General features: G+C 65.4%; 12 protein-coding genes, 1 tRNA gene and 2 pseudogenes. 6 read left to right on the forward strand and 9 right to left on the reverse strand.

Features of this window, described 5'->3' with window-relative positions:
* Positions 1–86: 86 nt before the first annotated feature.
* Positions 87–941: a uroporphyrinogen-III C-methyltransferase gene (gene cobA / locus CN538_RS00380; RefSeq protein ID WP_242495829.1), complete on the reverse strand. Its 855-nt coding sequence runs from the start codon at positions 939–941 to the stop codon at positions 87–89.
* Between the two features lie 158 nt (positions 942–1099).
* On the opposite strand from cobA, the gene CN538_RS20110 reads away from it, so the two are divergent.
* Complete coding sequence (locus CN538_RS20110) at positions 1100–1258, forward strand: hypothetical protein (RefSeq protein WP_164999456.1); 159 nt, start codon at positions 1100–1102, stop codon at positions 1256–1258.
* 351 nt (positions 1259–1609) lie between these two features.
* Here the strand turns inward: CN538_RS20110 and serS are convergent, their stop codons facing one another.
* Complete coding sequence (gene serS / locus CN538_RS00385; protein WP_106420512.1) at positions 1610–2887, reverse strand: serine--tRNA ligase; 1278 nt, start codon at positions 2885–2887, stop codon at positions 1610–1612.
* Positions 2888–3123: 236 nt separating this feature from the next.
* Between serS and CN538_RS00390 the strand changes: the two are divergent.
* Positions 3124–6413: pseudogene (locus CN538_RS00390) on the forward strand (FAD-binding and (Fe-S)-binding domain-containing protein).
* A 153-nt stretch (positions 6414–6566) separates the two neighbouring features.
* The gene (locus CN538_RS00395) at positions 6567–8366 is read left to right on the forward strand and encodes a cation:proton antiporter (RefSeq protein WP_106418178.1); all 1800 of its coding nucleotides are present in this window, start codon (positions 6567–6569) and stop codon (positions 8364–8366) included.
* A 121-nt stretch (positions 8367–8487) separates the two neighbouring features.
* On the opposite strand, the gene trpC is transcribed toward CN538_RS00395, so the two are convergent.
* The 4 genes from trpC to CN538_RS00415 form a co-directional block, all read right to left on the reverse strand.
* A complete protein-coding gene (gene trpC / locus CN538_RS00400) occupies positions 8488–9300 on the reverse strand; it encodes an indole-3-glycerol phosphate synthase TrpC (RefSeq protein ID WP_106418179.1) in 813 nt (270 codons plus the stop codon).
* Between the two features lie 55 nt (positions 9301–9355).
* On the reverse strand, positions 9356–10375 hold the full coding sequence (gene trpD, locus CN538_RS00405; protein WP_106418180.1) for an anthranilate phosphoribosyltransferase: 1020 nt from the start codon (positions 10373–10375) through the stop codon (positions 9356–9358).
* Positions 10362–10985: an anthranilate synthase component II gene (locus CN538_RS00410; protein ID WP_106418181.1), complete on the reverse strand. Its 624-nt coding sequence runs from the start codon at positions 10983–10985 to the stop codon at positions 10362–10364. The genes trpD and CN538_RS00410 overlap by 14 nt, the downstream gene beginning before the upstream one ends.
* A 269-nt stretch (positions 10986–11254) precedes the next feature.
* Entirely contained in the window at positions 11255–11626 is a 372-nt protein-coding gene (locus CN538_RS00415; protein WP_106418182.1) for a type II toxin-antitoxin system HicB family antitoxin, read from the reverse strand.
* Positions 11627–11940: 314 nt separating this feature from the next.
* Here CN538_RS00415 and CN538_RS19655 point away from each other — a divergent pair, with 314 nt between their 5' ends.
* Positions 11941–12174 carry a hypothetical protein gene (locus CN538_RS19655; protein WP_129591255.1) on the forward strand — a complete coding sequence of 78 codons (234 nt, stop codon included), beginning with the start codon at positions 11941–11943 and terminating at the stop codon, positions 12172–12174.
* Positions 12175–12206: 32 nt separating this feature from the next.
* On the opposite strand, the gene CN538_RS00425 is transcribed toward CN538_RS19655, so the two are convergent.
* From CN538_RS00425 to CN538_RS00435, 3 genes are all read right to left on the reverse strand, one after another.
* Entirely contained in the window at positions 12207–12440 is a 234-nt protein-coding gene (locus tag CN538_RS00425) for a hypothetical protein (RefSeq protein ID WP_106418184.1), read from the reverse strand.
* Positions 12441–12824: 384 nt separating this feature from the next.
* The gene (locus CN538_RS00430) at positions 12825–13052 is read right to left on the reverse strand and encodes a hypothetical protein (RefSeq protein WP_106418185.1); all 228 of its coding nucleotides are present in this window, start codon (positions 13050–13052) and stop codon (positions 12825–12827) included.
* Positions 13053–13416: 364 nt separating this feature from the next.
* Positions 13417–13492 (reverse strand) — tRNA-Ala (locus CN538_RS00435).
* 354 nt (positions 13493–13846) lie between these two features.
* Between CN538_RS00435 and CN538_RS00440 the strand changes: the two genes are divergently transcribed.
* The gene (locus tag CN538_RS00440) at positions 13847–14491 is read left to right on the forward strand and encodes a response regulator (protein WP_106418186.1); all 645 of its coding nucleotides are present in this window, start codon (positions 13847–13849) and stop codon (positions 14489–14491) included.
* 83 nt (positions 14492–14574) lie between these two features.
* A pseudogene (gene uvrC, locus CN538_RS00445) lies at positions 14575–16415 on the forward strand (excinuclease ABC subunit UvrC).
* Positions 16416–16460 lie beyond the last annotated feature (45 nt).

Genomic DNA, 16460 nt, shown 5'->3' on the forward strand with positions numbered 1-16460 from the left:
CGACGTCGATTGTCTGCATTCTCGAAGCGCCGGGCGGTGGCGTCAACGCACAGTGGCCGCCAACCCGCGGCAATCGCACCAATGCGTCAGGCGCTGTCCGCGCGGGAGAGCGGTGTCGGATGCTTGCCTTCGACCCAGCCCAGGGCACCGCTGGCGGTGGGCTGGAACCACGCGAGGCGCGACGCCAGCGCGACCACGCTGCCGATCACGATCAGCGTCGGCGGCCGCGGGGTGGCGTCGGCGAGGCTTGCCGGCAGGGTCTCGAGGGTGCCTAGATGCACGCGCTGGCTGGCGGTAGTGCCCTGCTCGACCAGCGCCAGCGGGGTCTGGGCATCGAGACCATGGGCGATCAGCTGGCGGCGGATCAGGTCGAGGGCGCCCAGGCCCATGTAGAACACCAACGTCTGGTCACCGCGGGCCAGCGCCGGCCAATCGAGGTCGCAACTGCCGTTCTTGAGATGCCCGGTGACGAAGCGCACCGACTGGGCGTGGTCGCGGTGGGTCAGCGGGATGCCGGCGTAGGCGGCGCAGCCCGAGGCCGCAGTGATGCCGGGCACCACCTCGAAGTCGATTCCGGCCTCGGCCAGCGTCTCGAGCTCCTCGCCGCCGCGGCCGAAGATGAACGGATCGCCGCCCTTGAGACGCACCACCTCATGCCCCGCCCGCGCCCACTCGACCAACGCCTGATTGATCCCCTCCTGGGGCACACTGTGCCGCGAGCGCGCCTTGCCCACGTAGAAGCGTCGCGCCTCGGGGTTGGCCAGCGCCAGAATCTCCTGGCTGACCAGGCGATCGTGGACGATCACGCTGGCGCTCTGCAGGCGCTTGAGCGCACGCAGGGTCAACAGCTCCGGATCACCCGGGCCGGCTCCCACCAGCGCCACTCGACCGCGGCGCCAGGGTGAGTCCGCCTCGCGCTCGGCGACGGCGTCGACATCGATGCGCGGCGGCAGCCGCGCACTGGATAGCGCCGGCCAGCCACGCACATGGACCAGGGCCCCGGCCGCCCGTGCGGCCTCCGCCAACTGGCGGTCCTGCTGGTGCTCCCCGAGGCGATCAGCCACAGCTCCCCTGCCGCCGGTGCCGGAACCCGCGCCGCGTGATGCCAACCCTGCTGCGCGCAAAGCGCGGCCAACGCCGGCATCGGTTCAGCGGCGTACAGCGTCAGGCTCACACCGCTGCCGGCCACCTGGCGGGCGAGTGCGAGCGCCTCGCTGCCGCCGCCGATCAGGCACAGCGTCAGTTGGAAGGGATCTAGCTGAAGCGTCAGAGAGGGCGTCACGAATCACCGTCGGGTCGAGTGGAGCCGGGCCAGGATGGCCGGGGGTCATCAGCGCCTCCATCTCAGCCGACGCTGCAGCGCCTTAGAACTGGATGCATCACTTGACCCCAATGCTTATAGCCAAATTCTAGGGGCGCAGCGAGGGATCCCGAAGGAACGCTTTCTTGTAGCGTTATAACCAACTTGCCGCGTTATCGCCGATGCCCCGCGTGAAAGACGACGGCCAGTCACTGACCGCCGGCGCCGCCCTATCGAACCCACAGATCCATGGATCTGAAGGCCGCCCCGGACCTGCCGGGGCGAGCGATCACCGACGTTACAGCGCCATCATTCAGCGTTGATCTGTGCGATGCCGCCAAGGTAGGGGCGCAGCACCTCGGGCACATCGATGCTGCCGTCGGCGTTCTGATAATTCTCCATCACCGCCAGCAGGCAGCGCCCCACCGCCAGCCCCGAGCCGTTGAGAGTGTGCACCAGCTGCGGCTTCTTCTGCTGCGGATGGCGGAAACGCGCCTGCATGCGCCGGGCCTGGAAATCCTCGCAGTTGGAGACCGAGGAGATCTCGCGGTAGGTCTCCTGGCTCGGCAGCCACACCTCGAGGTCATAGGTCTTGGTCGCCCCAAACCCCATGTCACCGGCACACAGGGTGACCACCCGGTAAGGCAGCGCCAGCGCCTGCAGGATCGCTTCGGCGTGGCCGCGCATGGTCTCCAGCGCGTCGTAGCTGGTCTCGGGGTCGACCACCTGCACCATCTCGACCTTGTCGAACTGGTGCTGACGGATCATGCCGCGGGTATCCCGGCCATAGGCGCCGGCCTCGCTGCGGAAACAGGGGGTATGCGCGGTGAGCTTGAGCGGCAATTGGGCGTGATCGAGAATCTCGTCACGCACGAAGTTGGTCAGCGGCACCTCGGCGGTCGGAATCAGGTGGTAGCCGCTCTCCTCGAGGCGAAACAGATCCTCGCCGAACTTGGGCAACTGACCGGTGCCCATCAGCGAGTCGGCGTTGACCATATAGGGCACGTAGCACTCTTCGTAGCCGTGCTCGAGGGTCTGCTTGTCGAGCATGAACTGCGAAAGCGCCCGGTGCAGGCGAGCGATCGGCCCGCGCATCACAGCGAAACGCGAGCCCGTGAGCTTGGTCGCCAGCTCGAAGTCGAGATAGCCGAAACGCGCGCCCAGGTCGACATGATCGCGCACCTCGAAATCGAAGGCGCGCGGCGTACCCCAGCGGTGCAGCTCGACGTTGTCGTCTTCGTCGGCGCCTTCGGGTACGCTAGCGTGCGGCAGGTTGGGCAGCCCCGCGATCAGCGCATCCCACTCGCTCTGCACCTCGGCCAGTTGGGTCTTGGCGCGGTCGAGCTCGTCGCCGAGCTGGCCGACCTCGTCGAGCAACGGCTGGATGTCCTCGCCCGCCGCCTTGGCCTTGCCGATCGCCTTGGAGCGCACGTTACGCTCGTTCTGCAGCTGCTCCGTTGCGGTCTGCAGTTCGCGGCGTCGGGACTCGAGCGACTCGAGCGACGCGGTATCGAGCGTGAAGCCGCGCAGGGCCAGACGTTGAGCGACGAACTGCGGATCACTCCGCAACAGCTTGGGATCGAGCATGGTGGCGTTCCGTTGATTGACGTCTTCGAGGGTCAGCACGACACGCGTAGCCCATGGGCACCCGCCTCGCCTGAGCGATCGTTTATTGTAAGGAAAAGCCCGACCGGCACCATGACTCCTCGCCGCCGCGCGAGACCGTGGCGCCCGGCCCATGATGCGACTCGTGCCCGCCGCGGCGCGAATCCCCGAATTAGAGTGTGCCGCCCGCCGGCCGCCGTGACAGCTTGATGACCATGATGATCGAACGCCTTGATCCGGCCGGCGACGCCTCGGCCCTGAACGCGCACTACCGCCGCTTCCTCGATGACCTCGAGCACACCGGCTTCCGCGGCGAGATCGCACCGGAGCTGGCCGACCGCAGCGTGCTGGCCACCGACAACTCGATCTATCAACGCCTGCCGCAGGCGTTGCTCTATCCCCGCGACGCCGAAGACCTCGAGCGCATCGCGCGGCTGATCGCCCGCGACGAGCACCGCAGCATCGTGCTCGCCCCCCGCGGCGGCGGCACTGGCCCAACGGCCAGTCGCTGACCGACGGCCTGGTGGTGGATCTTTCCCGCCACATGAACCGGATTCTCGAGATCGACGTCGAGCGCCGCCGTGTGCGCGTCCAGGCCGGAGTGGTCAAGGATCACTCAATGCCGCGCTCAAACCTCATGGGCTGTTCTTCGCCCCTGAGCTCTCGACCTCCAACCGCGCCACCATCGGCGGCATGATCTCCACCGACGCCAGCGGTCAGGGCAGCTGCGAGTACGGCAAGACCCGCGATCACGTACTCGAGCTCGACGTCGTCTTGCATGGCGCACGCGCCTGCACAGCCAGCCGCTGGCGGAAGAGGCACTCGCCGCCGCCTGCGCCCGCGACGACATTGTCGGCCGGGTCCACCGTGAAGCCAGGGCGGTGGCCACCGAGCGGCCGAGCTGATCGCGGCCAAGTTCCCGCCGCTCAACCGCTGCCTCACGGCTACGACCTCGCCCACCTGATCGATGCGAGGGGCACTGCGACCTCAACAGCCTGCTGTGCGGCGCCGAGGGTACGCTCGCCCTGCTCAACGAGGCGACCCTCAACGTGCTGCCGCTGCCCGCGCACTCGACCCTGGTCAACGTGCGCTACGCCGGCTTCATGGACGCCCGCGCGACGCCAAGGCGCTGATGAACGTGGCTTTGCCGGATCAGCCGCAGCCGCTGCGACCGACCTCGATCGAGACGGTCGACGACAAGGTACTGATGCTGGCGATGGACGACTTCGTCTGGGACAGCGTGGCCGAGTTCTTCCCCGCTGACGCCGAGGGCGCGCCGATCCGCGGCATCAATCTGGTCGAGTTCAACGACGACGACCCCGCCCGCCTGGCCGAGCGCGTACAGGCGTTCGTCGACCACCTCGGCGCGGACACCAGCGTCGAGCGTCTCGGCTATACCCTGGCCGAGGGTCGCGCCCGAATCGCGCGGGTCTATGCCATGCGCAAGCGCGCGGTGGGCCTGCTCGGCAACGCCAAGGGCGAACGCCGTCCGATTCCCTTCGTCGAGGACACCGCGGTGCCACCGGAACGACTCGCCGACTATATCGCCGAGTTCCGTTCCCTGCTTGATGCCCACGGCCTCGACTACGGCATGTTCGGTCACGTCGACGCCGGGGTGCTCCACGTGCGCCCGGCGATCGACATGAAGGACCCGGCCCAGGCACGCCTGATCCGCGAGCTCTCCGACGCCGTGGCCGCGCTGACCCAGCGTTACGGCGGCCTGCTGTGGGGCGAGCACGGCAAGGGCGTGCGCTCGGAGTACTCGCCGCGCTTCTTCGGTGAGCTCTATCCGGCGCTGCAGCGGATCAAGGCCGCCTTCGATCCTTACAATCAGTTCAACCCGGGCAAGATCGCCACGCCGCTGTCTATCCGGCCCGAAGACGCCGGAAACGCAAACCCGTCTGCCAGACGGCCCGAAGACGCCGGCAACGCAAACCCGTCTGCCACCCGGCCCGACGACGCCGGCAACGCGATTCCGATCCATGCCGAGGAAGAAGGCGCCGACGCACCCAGCCATACCGCCGAACGGGCAGCCATCGAGGTCGATCCCGGCCTGCTGACGGTGGATGGCGTGACTACCCGCGGCGAGCTGGACCGCCAGATCGACGAGCGCGTGTGGCAGGAGAATGCCAGTGCGGTCTACTGCAACGGCAACGGCGCCTGCTACAACTACGACCCCGCGGACGCCATGTGCCCGTCGTGGAAGGCGACCCGCGACCGCGTGCATTCGCCCAAGGGGCGCGCCAGCCTGATGCGCGAGTGGCTAAGGCGCCAGGGTAACGCCGGGGTCGACGTGGTCGAACTCTCCCGGCGCACGCGCCGGGAAGGCACCCTGGCCTGGCTGCGCGACCAGCCCGGCAAGCTCGGCCGAGCGTTGGCTCGGCGCCGCGGCGAGGCGGACTTCTCGCACCAGGTGTATGACGCCATGGCCGGCTGCCTGGCGTGTAAATCGTGCGCCGGCCAGTGCCCGATCAAGGTCGACGTGCCCGACTTCCGCTCGCGCTTTCTGGAGAGCTACCACAGCCGCTACGCGCGGCCGCTGCGCGACTACGTGATCGGCGGTCTTGAGTTCGTGGTGCCCCATTTGCCGCGGGTGGCACCGCTCTACAACGCGCTGCTCGACAACCGCCTGATCGACCGCCTGCTGACACGAACGTTGGGCATGGTCGACAGCCCGCGACTCTCGCGCACCCATCTCAAGAAGGTGCTGCGCGCCTGGGGCGTGGTCGAGGCCACGCCCACCAGCCTGGCCCAGTTGATGCCAGAGGAGCGTGCCCGCAGCGTGGTGCTGGTGCAGGACGCCTTCACCAGTCACTTCGAGTCTCAGTTGGTGCTCGACATCATCGAGCTGCTCACGCGGCTCGGCCTGCGCGTCTTCGTCGCCCCCTTCCAGCCCAACGGCAAGCCGTTGCACGTGCAGGGCTTCATCGGCCGCTTCCAACGTGTGGCGGCCAGGCAGGCCGCGCGACTCCAGACTCTGGCCGCGTTCGGCGTGCCGCTGGTGGGTATCGATCCGGCGATGACACTGACCTACCGCCAGGAGTATGTGAAGCTGCTGGGTCCGTCGGCGGTGCCCGAGGTGCTACTGCTGCAGGAATGGCTGCTCGCCCGCGGCCCGGCGCTGTTGCCGGCCCGCTGGAAGCAGCGCGCGGCCGACGCCGATCCCGGCTACCGCCTGCTGTCACACTGCACCGAGAAGACCAACGCCCCGGGCAGCCCCAAGGCGTGGCAGCAGCTCTTCGCCCACTTCGGGCTCGCCCTGGAAAACATCGCCAGCGGCTGCTGCGGCATGTCCGGGACCTACGGTCACGAAGCGCGCAACCGCGCCACCTCGGAGGCGATCTACGATCTCTCCTGGCGCGAACCGGTAGAAAACACCGCCGCCGGCACGCTGCTGGCCACCGGCTACTCCTGCCGTAGCCAGGCCAAGCGTCTATCGCAGCGCCAGCTGCTGCATCCGCTCCAGGCGCTGCTGCAGGTCGCCCGCCGCCGCGACCAGACGAGCTGAGACGCGCCAGGGTTCACCGCGCAAGATGACGCCACATGGCCTATGCTCTGCGACCCGCACGCAGCGGTGTCGCAGGCATTGCATCGGCGCGCCGGCGCCGCTAGTCTGCGCGCCTTTTGATCCGCCACTGGAATCACCTCGGAGAGCCTGGCCATGGAAAACGCTGCCCTTGCCCTGACCGGCATCGGTCTGCTGGCGCTGATCTGTCAGTGGCTGGCGTGGCAGTTGCGTCTGCCCGCCATCCTGCCACTGCTGCTCGCCGGTGTGATCGCCGGCCCCATTACCGGCTGGCTGCAGCCGGACGCCATTCTGGGCGACCTGCTGTTCCCGTTGGTCTCGCTGGCCGTGGCGGTGATCCTGTTCGAGGGCAGCCTGACGCTCGACTTCCGCGAGCTGCGCGGCCACGGTCGCACGGTCAGCCGTCTGGTCACCTGGGGCGCACTGATCACGGCGCTGATCGGGATCGCTGCCGCGCACCTGGTGCTGGGGCTGTCGTGGGAAATGTCCAGCGTGCTCGGCGCACTGCTGGTGGTCACTGGGCCCACCGTGGTACTGCCGCTGCTGCACACCCTGCGCGCGCGCGAGCATGTCAGCCAGATCCTGCGCTGGGAGGGCATCCTGATCGACCCGATCGGCGCCATCGGCGCGGTACTGGTCTATGAGTTCGTGGCACTGGGAGTCTCCAACGGCGCCGCCACCCATACCTTGATCAGCTTCGCCCAGACCGCGGTGATCGGTTTCGGCCTGGGTATCGCCGGCGGCTATCTATGGGGCAGCGTGCTGCGCCACCACTGGCTGCCGCAGCGGCTGCACAGCTTCGGCACGCTGATGGTCATGCTCACCCTGTTCACGCTCTCCAACCTGCTGTTCCACGAGTCGGGGCTGCTCACGGTGACGGTGATGGGCGTATGGATGGCCAACATGCGCGGGGTGCCCACTCAGCCGATTCTGGAGTTCAAGGAGACGCTGTCGATCCTCTTGATCTCGGGCCTGTTCATCCTGCTCGCGGCACGCCTGAGCCTGGAACAGCTGGGCCTGCTGTCGTGGGAGGCGTGGGCCTTCCTCGCCATTCTGGTGTGGGTCGCTCGACCGCTGACGGTATGGCTTTGCACTCTGGGTAGTTCGCTCAACTGGCGTGAGAAGGCCCTGCTGGCCTGGCTCTCGCCGCGCGGCATCGTCGCCGCCGCGGTGGCCTCACTGTTCGCCATTCGCCTGGAGGCACTCGAGGTGCCGGGGGCCGAATTGCTGGTGCCGGTGACGTTCCTGGTGATCATCAGCACCGTGGTGGTGCAGAGCCTCTTCTCGCGCCCGCTGGCGCGTCTGCTGAGGGTCAGCGAGCCGACGCCGTCAGGGTTTCTGATCATTGGTGCCAATCCGGTCGCCCGCGCCTTCGGCCAGGTGCTGCAGGAGGCTGGCTTCGTGGTCCGTCTGTGCGACCACAACTGGGATGCGGTGCAGGAAGCGCGCATGGCCAACTTGCCTACCTACTACGGCAATCCGCTGTCGGAGCACGCCGCGCAGCACCTCGAACTCACCGGCATCGGCCATCTGCTGCCGCTATCGCCCTACCGCGAGCTCAACAATCTCGCCGCGCTGCACTTCGAGCACGTTCTGGGGCACGGCAAGGTATTCCGCCTGGCGGTGGAGTCCAGCCGCAGCGCCAAGCGCCATCACCAGCAGGCACTTGCTCACCTGCCGCTGCTGTTCGATGGCAATACCAGCTTCACCCGGCTGTCGAGCCTGATCGGCCAGGGCGCGGTGTTGCGCCAGGCCAAGATCAGCGAGAACTTCGACATCGAAGATTATCGGCGTATCCATCAGGACCGCCTGCTGACCCTGTTCACCCTCTCCGCCAACGGCCGCATCCGCACCGCCACCGCGGAAAAGCCGCTGATGCCCAAGGCGGGAGACACCCTGATCAGTCTGATCTTCCCCGATTCGCCGGAGTTCTGAGCCGGCCCCGGCAGCCGCACTCCCCCTCTCCCTGAACGACGAACACCGCCTCAAAGGCGGTGTTCGTGTTCAGCGCCGGCGCCCGTCTAGGCACGCGTGCCACGACGCCTGCGCAGCGGGCTCAGAAGAACAGACGGCGCAGCGCGCTGCCCGGCTCGGCTTCACGCATGAAAGCCTCGCCGACCAGGAAGGCGTTGACGTCGTACTCGCGCATGCGCTCGACGTCGTCGCGGGTATGGATGCCCGACTCAGTGACCACGGTCACGCCGGCCGGCACCCGCTTGAGCAGGTCGAAGGTGGTATCCAGCGAGGTCGCGAAGGTGTGCAGATCGCGGTTGTTGATACCCACCAGCGGCAGATCGAGCGTCAGCGCACGCTCCAGCTCGAACACATCGTGGACCTCGACCAGCACATCCATGCCCAGTTCCCGCGCCTGGCGATAGAGATCCTTGAGCTGGACGTCATCCAGCGCCGCCACGATCAGCAGAATGCAGTCGGCACCGATGCCGCGCGCTTCGGCAATCTGGTAGCCGTCGATGATGAAGTCCTTGCGGATCACCGGCAACGCGCAGGCCTCGCGCGCGGCGATCAGATGAGACTCATCGCCCTGGAAGTAGTCGGCATCGGTCAGCACCGACAGGCAGCTGGCACCGGCGGCGGCGTAGTCGGCGGCGATCTCGGCCGGGCGGAAATCCTCGCAGATCACACCCTTGGAGGGCGACGCCTTCTTGATCTCGGCGATCACCGCCGGGTCTCCCCCCTCGATACAGCGCCGGAGCGCGGCGACGAAGCCACGCGGGGCGCTCTGCGCCTGAGCACGCTGCAGCCAGGTCTGCTCGCTGGTGCGCGGACGGCGCTCGCTGATCTCTTCGCGCTTGCGCGCCAGAATCTTGGCCAGAATGGTCGGCAACGCCTTGTCCTGTGATTCACTCATGCGCGGAGCTCTCGGTGTCGGGGTGAAAGGATATCGAGATGAATCGATGTCGGGGTCAATCAGCGAATACCCGCGTAAAGTCGGCCAACTCCTTGAGCTTCTCCAGCGGCAGCTTGGAGGCCTGGGCATCCTGCGCCATCAGCACCCCCTCCTGCAGCGAATCGGAGACGCCCGAGGCGTACAGCGCGGCGCCGGCATTCAACGCCACGATATCCCCGGCCGCACCCTTGCCGACCAGCGCCTCCTTGACCAGCTTGAGGCTATCCTCGGCGGTCACTACCTTCAATGGCGCCAGCGCCTGGCGTTCGATACCCAGCGACTCGGGGGTCAACGTGTACTCGCGAATCTCACCGTCACGCAGCTCCGCCACCCGGGTCGGCGCCGCCAGCGAGATCTCGTCGAGGCCATCCTCGGCATGCACCACCAGTACATGGCGGCTGCCGAGCTTGCGCAGCGACTCCGCCACCAGCGGTACCAGATGTGGCGCATAGACGCCGAGCAGCTGGTTGGGCGCGCCGGCGGGGTTGGTCAGCGGCCCCAGGATATTGAACACTGTACGCACGCCCATCTCGCGACGTGGACCGATAGCGTGGCGCATCGCCTGGTGGTGGCGCGGCGCAAACATGAAGCCGACCCCGACCTGTTCGATACAGCGTGCGATAGTCGCGGCATCCAGGTCGAGGTAGATGCCGGCAACGTCGAACAGGTCGGCGCTGCCCGCCGACGACGAGACACCACGATTGCCGTGCTTGGCCACGTGACCGCCAGCAGCAGCGACGACGAAGCTCGACGCCGTGGAGACATTGAACAGGTTGGCACCATCGCCTCCGGTACCGACGATATCGACCACGTTGTCACAGTCGAGTGCCACCGGCTGCATCAGCTCACGCATGACCTGGGCCGCCGCGGTGATCTCGTCGGCGGTCTCGCCCTTCATCGCCAGGGCGATCAGAAACCCGGCGATCTGGGCATCGGTAGCCTCACCGGTCATGATCGTCTGCATGATCGCGTGAGTGTCGTCGTAGCCCAGATTCTCGTGGCGCAGCAGCGCAGCGATCGCCTCACGCATTTGCATGTGTCTCTCCCAGCGGTTGCGACGCGGTTTGGCGCTTGAGGAAATTGTCCAGCAGCTCATGGCCCTGGCGCGAGAGGATCGACTCGGGGTGGAACTGCACGCCCTCGATATCCAGGGTACGGTGCCGGAGACCCATGATCAGCCCCGGCGTGACGTCACTCTCATCGGTATAAGCGGTCACTTCCAGGCATTCGGGCAGGGTTGCGGCGTCCACCACCAGAGAGTGGTAGCGGGTCACTTCCAGCGGGTCCTCGAGACCGGCGAACACGCCCTGGCCAGCGTGGCGGATACGTGAAGTCTTGCCATGCATCACCTGCGGTGCCCGAATCACATGGCCACCGTAGACTTGGCCGATCGCCTGATGCCCCAGGCAGACGCCGAGAATCGGGATGCGTCCGGCGAAATGACGAATGGCGGCCATCGAGATCCCCGCCTCGTTGGGGGTGCAGGGGCCGGGCGAAACGACCAGATGCGAGGGCGCGTGGCGCTCCAGCCCTGCCAGGTCGATCTCGTCATTGCGCAGGGTGATGACATCGGCGCCCAGCTCACCCAGATACTGGACGATATTGAAGGTGAAGCTGTCGTAGTTATCGATCATGAGGACTGGCACGGCAGTAAGCTCCTGATATTCATACGTGATCGCGTCATGGCTGTCGTTTTTCGTCCCACCGGAACCGACTTCGGCCCGGCGCTCTGCCAGCCTCACGGAGCCATCTCTCAGACGAAAAAATGCCGCCCCGTGGGGCGGCATCTTTTACAGTCGTCAGCGGGCCGCCCTGGAATCAAAGGCGCCACCACCACTGGATCGGTCTGTAGCTGGGTATCGTCATCATGGCGCCAGTCTGCGTTTGACGGCGAGGGCTGTCAAGCGGGCTGCGCTCAAACATCGAGCAGGGACTCGTCGACATCCCCGATCTCGGCATCGAACAGCGTCTCGATATCGGGGAAGATCACTTCGACGGCGCTCTGCCCCGCCTTGAGCGGTCCCATACGCACTCGCAGAAACTGCCACAGCACCAACCCATACTCCTGCAGGTAAACGCCGGCGCGAGGTTGCCCGGGAATCGCACGCCCCTGCTGCAGATTGGTGGCCAAATGCGGCACGATCGCCTCGGCGAGCCGGGCGGCAGCGTCGAGGTCGCTCTCACCCAGCGCATGCAGCCCCGGTAGCGCCGGCGTGAAGGCCTCCCACAGCGCATCACCGGCCCGAGGCCGAATCGCGACATCGAAGATACGCTCGTTCATCGGCATCTGTTTTCTCGTCTAGCACTCGCCATCGTTCGCACTCCCGATCGTCTCTCTCCGCGTCACCCGTTTCACCTTGGAGACAGCGCCCCGCACCTCTCTGCGGCAGGGGCATTGTGACCGCGAGCCAGGCCACCAAAGGATCGAACAGTCCGAACTGCCAGGGCCATTTGTGGTCATGAACGCCGCGCTAAAAGAGCGACAGGCTCCTCGCGCTTGGTGTAGGGTCGGCGAATTCATGGAAGATATCTCGGCATCGACAGTCATACTGCTTGTCACGAGCGGTCGCGTGAACCGTGCCAACGATCGTGGAGAGCTGCATGAAATTGACCAAACGGGGAAAGGAAACTCCCCTGATGAAGCGACGCGAGCAACGAGTGCTGCGCGCCGATAGCCTGAACGCCCTGTCGCGCCAATCGGGCATCCCCCTGAGTACCCTCAAGACGCGCGTCAGAACCCTGATGGCGCGAGGCATATCCCGCGAGCGGGCCATCGAAATCGCTCTGAGCCGCCCCTTAGGCCCCCAGGGCAGACCCCGCGCCAACGAACCCTGATAGACGGCCACACCGGCCATGGCGAGCTGGGCTCAACTTTTCGGCTTTCCTTGCTCGTCGTGGCGTCTGGAGAGCTCACGCTCTATCGTCTCGTCGATGGCGTGGCTGACGTAAGCCTCTTCACGCTCCAGTAGTTCCTGCGCCGTGGGCGAATGTGCGTCACGCTTGGCGTCGCACTGCGGACACCGCTCGACGCCCTCGGCATTGGTCGGCGCATCGGTTTGATCATGACCGCAGCGCGGGCACTGGGTAGTCTTTGCACACATGACTCACTCCTTCTTCTCGGTGACATCATGTCAAGTTTAGCGGTTCTATGTCACACCTGCGTAACTCGAGTCGACTACCGATGGTCAGGGTATCTCCTCACCCCGATTATCGACTAGGCTCTCTTGAGGCGGCACCAGTGACCAGATGCGGTGCCTCGCCGAATAGCACGGAGTAGCGCGCGATGACACGTTTTGTGGCCAGACCCCTCACCCCTCTCAACGATGGCGACGCTGCGGAGTGGATCGTGGTAGATACTGCGCCCACCCAGCAAGGCGATGGTGCCCCTGGCATCATCAGTCACCACGCAGGGCAGGAAGCTGCACGCAAGCTGGCAGAAAAACTCAACCAGCGCCGACATTGACTTACCTGCCGGGCCCGCTTGTTCAGCTCGCATCCAGGCGCGTCTTGTGCGACGTCGCGTAGACCTGCGAGCCGATGATCGTGCTGCCAGGCGGCTGCGTCACTAGAAAGAGTGGCACGTCGGCGCCGCCTACTCGCGGCAGGTAGTGCCGCGCATGCCCCAGCGAACTCAGCCGCACGGGTCGCCCATCTTCCTCCTCGAGCACCTCGGCACGCTCCCCCATGATCACCCGGTAGGAGAACGTGCGCATCGAGCGACTCCACCTGCAGCTCGGTCACACGACCTTCGCCAAGAAGTTGTACAAACTCTGCGTATCGCATGCCGCCTCCCTGGCAAGATGCTCGCCAACCCGCAGGACAAGACCTACATAAAAGCTATACACGAAAATTATACTTGTACAAGGCAGCCACTACCGCCATGCGACCTTGGTCGCTGATCGGGCGCCGGCCCGAGGGCATCCGACACCACATCAGCACAAGCATCGATACCACCGGCATAGTCGCGCCGAGACGCGATCGACCCTGGGATTCGAGATTCATTCAGAGGAAGGCTTGCAGGCATGAAAAAAGCCGCCAGCGCAAAGTGCGCCAGGCGGCTTTTTCCAGAATAAAAGTTGGTGGAGCCTAGCGGGATCGAACCGCTGACCTCAACACTGCCAGTGTTGCGCTCTCCCAGCTGAGCTAAGGCCCCGTACCGTGTTCGCCAAGGAACGCGGCGTAATTTACGGATGAATGTGAAGGCTGTCAATGAGTTTTGTCGATTTCGTGCCAAGCTGCCCACTTTCCCGACCTCGATCTATCCAGTCCGGGGCGAGAAGCCGCTCCTGGAGCGCTCTCACCCCCCAACTTCTAGGCAGCGCTGCGCCCGGGTTTGCCGGTAGCAAGATTCTTGTCAACTCGGTGCAGCGTGTCTGTTAACATGCGGGCGCAACAGGCGTAGGGCGTGATCGACCAGAGGTCGAGGACGTTCCCGCTATGGATATACCGGCAGCACCCAGGCGGTCGCTGATCCGGCCGATACGTGAGGCAGAGGGCAGGAGTCATCTTGATCAAGGTATTGCTAGCCGATGATCACCATCTGGTTCGCACTAGTATCGCCCGCGTACTGGACGAGGAGTCCGACATCGAGATCGTCGCCGAGGTCGATAGCGGCGAAGCAGCGCTCAGCGCCTGCCGTGACCGCTTCCCCGACATCGCCCTGATGGATATTCGCATGCCCGGCATGGGCGGACTCGAAGCGATCCTCAAACTCCTCCGCGAACAGCCTCAGATAAGCGTCGTGGTGCTCACCGGTCAGGTCGAGGAAACTACGGCACAACGTCTGATCGATGCTGGCGTAGCCGGATTCATCAGTAAGGGAACGCCGCTCGATCAGATGATCGAGGCAGTCAGGCGGATCGCCGCAGGCGAGCGTTTCATCAGCCCCGACATCGCCCAGCGCGTGGTGCTGGCGCGCCGCGAGGGCGAAGGCAACCCGTTCGACCAGCTTTCTGACCGTGAACTGCAGATCGCACTGATGATCATCAACTGCCGACGCGTCAGTCTCATCTCTCAGCAGCTCGGGCTCAGCTCCAAGACGGTCAACACTTACCGCTACCGCATCTTCGACAAGCTCAAGGTTCAGTCCGACGTCGAACTCACCCACTTGGGCCTCAAGCACGGCTTGGTCGACGGTTTCGACACGCATTGATACACGGTTTCGACGCGTTTCGAGTCGCCACCGGCCGATACCCGGATCGCGGCGCTGCGGCGTGTTTTTGATATACTCTCGGCATGAGTGATAGCCCCAGCGATTCCCCGGCATCCTTCGATGCCAAGCACTTTCTCAAATCCGTCTCCGAGTCGCCCGGCGTGTACCGTATGCTCGACGCCCAGGCCAACGTGCTCTATGTCGGCAAGGCGAAGCGCCTCAAGGCGCGTCTGGCAAGCTACTTCCGTGGCGCTCTGAACGCCAAGACTCAGGCGCTGGTGGCGCGCATTCAAGATGTTCAGGTGACCATCACCCGTAGCGAGACAAAGCGCTGCTGCTCGAACAGACGCTGATCAAAGAGCTGCGGCCGCCCTACAACATTCTGCTGCGCGACGACAAATCCTACCCTTATGTCTTCGTCACCGACCGTCACCCCTACCCGGTGCTGGAGTTCAAGCGCGCGCGTCAGAGGCGTGCTGACGGACGCTATCTGGGCCCCTACCCCAGCGCCACCGCGGTGCGCGAAAGCCTATCGCTGATGCAAAAGATCTTCCGTATCCGCAACTGCGAGGACAGCGTATACGCCCATCGTCAGCGCCCCTGCCTGCAGTATCAGATCAAGCGCTGCAGCGCGCCCTGCGTCGACTTCATCAGCCAGGCGGACTACCAGCGTGACATCGAACACGCCGTGATGTGTCTCGAAGGGCGTAGCGAACAGGTCACCGGGCAGTTGACCGAGGCCATGGAACAGGCCAGCCAAGCACTGGACTTCGAGGAGGCCGCGCGCCTGCGCGATCAGATCCAGCAGCTGCGACGACTGCAGGAGAAGCAGTTCGTCGACAATGCCGAGGGTGATGCCGATGTCTTCGCCCTGGCCCAGCAGCCCGGCGGGCTCTGTATCAGCGTGCTGGCAATCCGTCAGGGTCGCATGCTCGGCGCGCGTCACCATCAGCCACAGAACGGCCTCGACCTGGGCACCGAAGAGCTCATCAGCGAGTTCGTCAGCCAGTTCTACCTGGGGCAGTCGAAAGAGATTCCGCAGGAGGTCATCACCTCCCATCCGCTGGCCGACAACGAGCTGGTGCAGAGCGCGCTGAGCGAGCGCGCCGGACGCCGTGTACGCGTCACCGCCCAGGTTCGCGGCCATCGCGCCCAGTGGCAGCGCCTGGCACTGACCAACGCCGAGCAGCATCTGGCAACACAGCTGGCCAACCGCAGCCAGCTCAGCCGACGCTTCGAGTCTCTGCGTGAAGCGTTGTCGCTGGAGAGCCCGCCGGCTCGGCTGGAGTGCTTCGATATCAGTCACAGCCACGGCGAAGCCACGGTCGCCTCCTGCGTGGTGTTCGACGGAGATGGCCCGGTCAAGTCGGACTATCGCCGCTTCAACATCGAGGGTGTGGCCGCGGGCGACGACTACGCCGCCATGCGCCAGGCGCTCACACGACGCTTCAAGCGGCTGCAGAAAGGCGAAGGCAAGCTGCCGGACATCCTGATCGTCGACGGCGGCAAGGGCCAGCTCAACATGGCACGGGAAGTGATCGCCGAGCTAGATGTCATCGGCGTGACCCTGATCGGGGTGGCCAAGGGCACTACCCGCAAGGCCGGACTGGAGACGCTGTTCATCGAGACCGTCGACCGCACTCTCGATCTCGACACCAGCTCGCCGGCGCTGCATCTGATCCAGCATATTCGTGACGAAGCCCACCGCTTCGCCATCACCGGACACCGCCAGCGCCGTGACAAGCAGCGCCGCACCTCGTCGCTGCAGGACATTCCCGGTGTCGGCCCCAAACGCCGTCGCGAGCTGCTACGCTTCTTCGGCGGTCTGCAGGGGGTACGCAAGGCCACCCGCGACGACCTGGCACGCGTGCCGGGGATCAATGAACAGATGGCGACGACCATTCACCAGGCGCTGCATGGATGAGCGTTGCCGAGCGGCGTAAAATGCCCCCACCTTCACCTCAAGCAA

Source organism: Salinicola tamaricis (genome assembly GCF_003006155.1).
GTDB lineage: Bacteria > Pseudomonadota > Gammaproteobacteria > Pseudomonadales > Halomonadaceae > Salinicola > Salinicola tamaricis.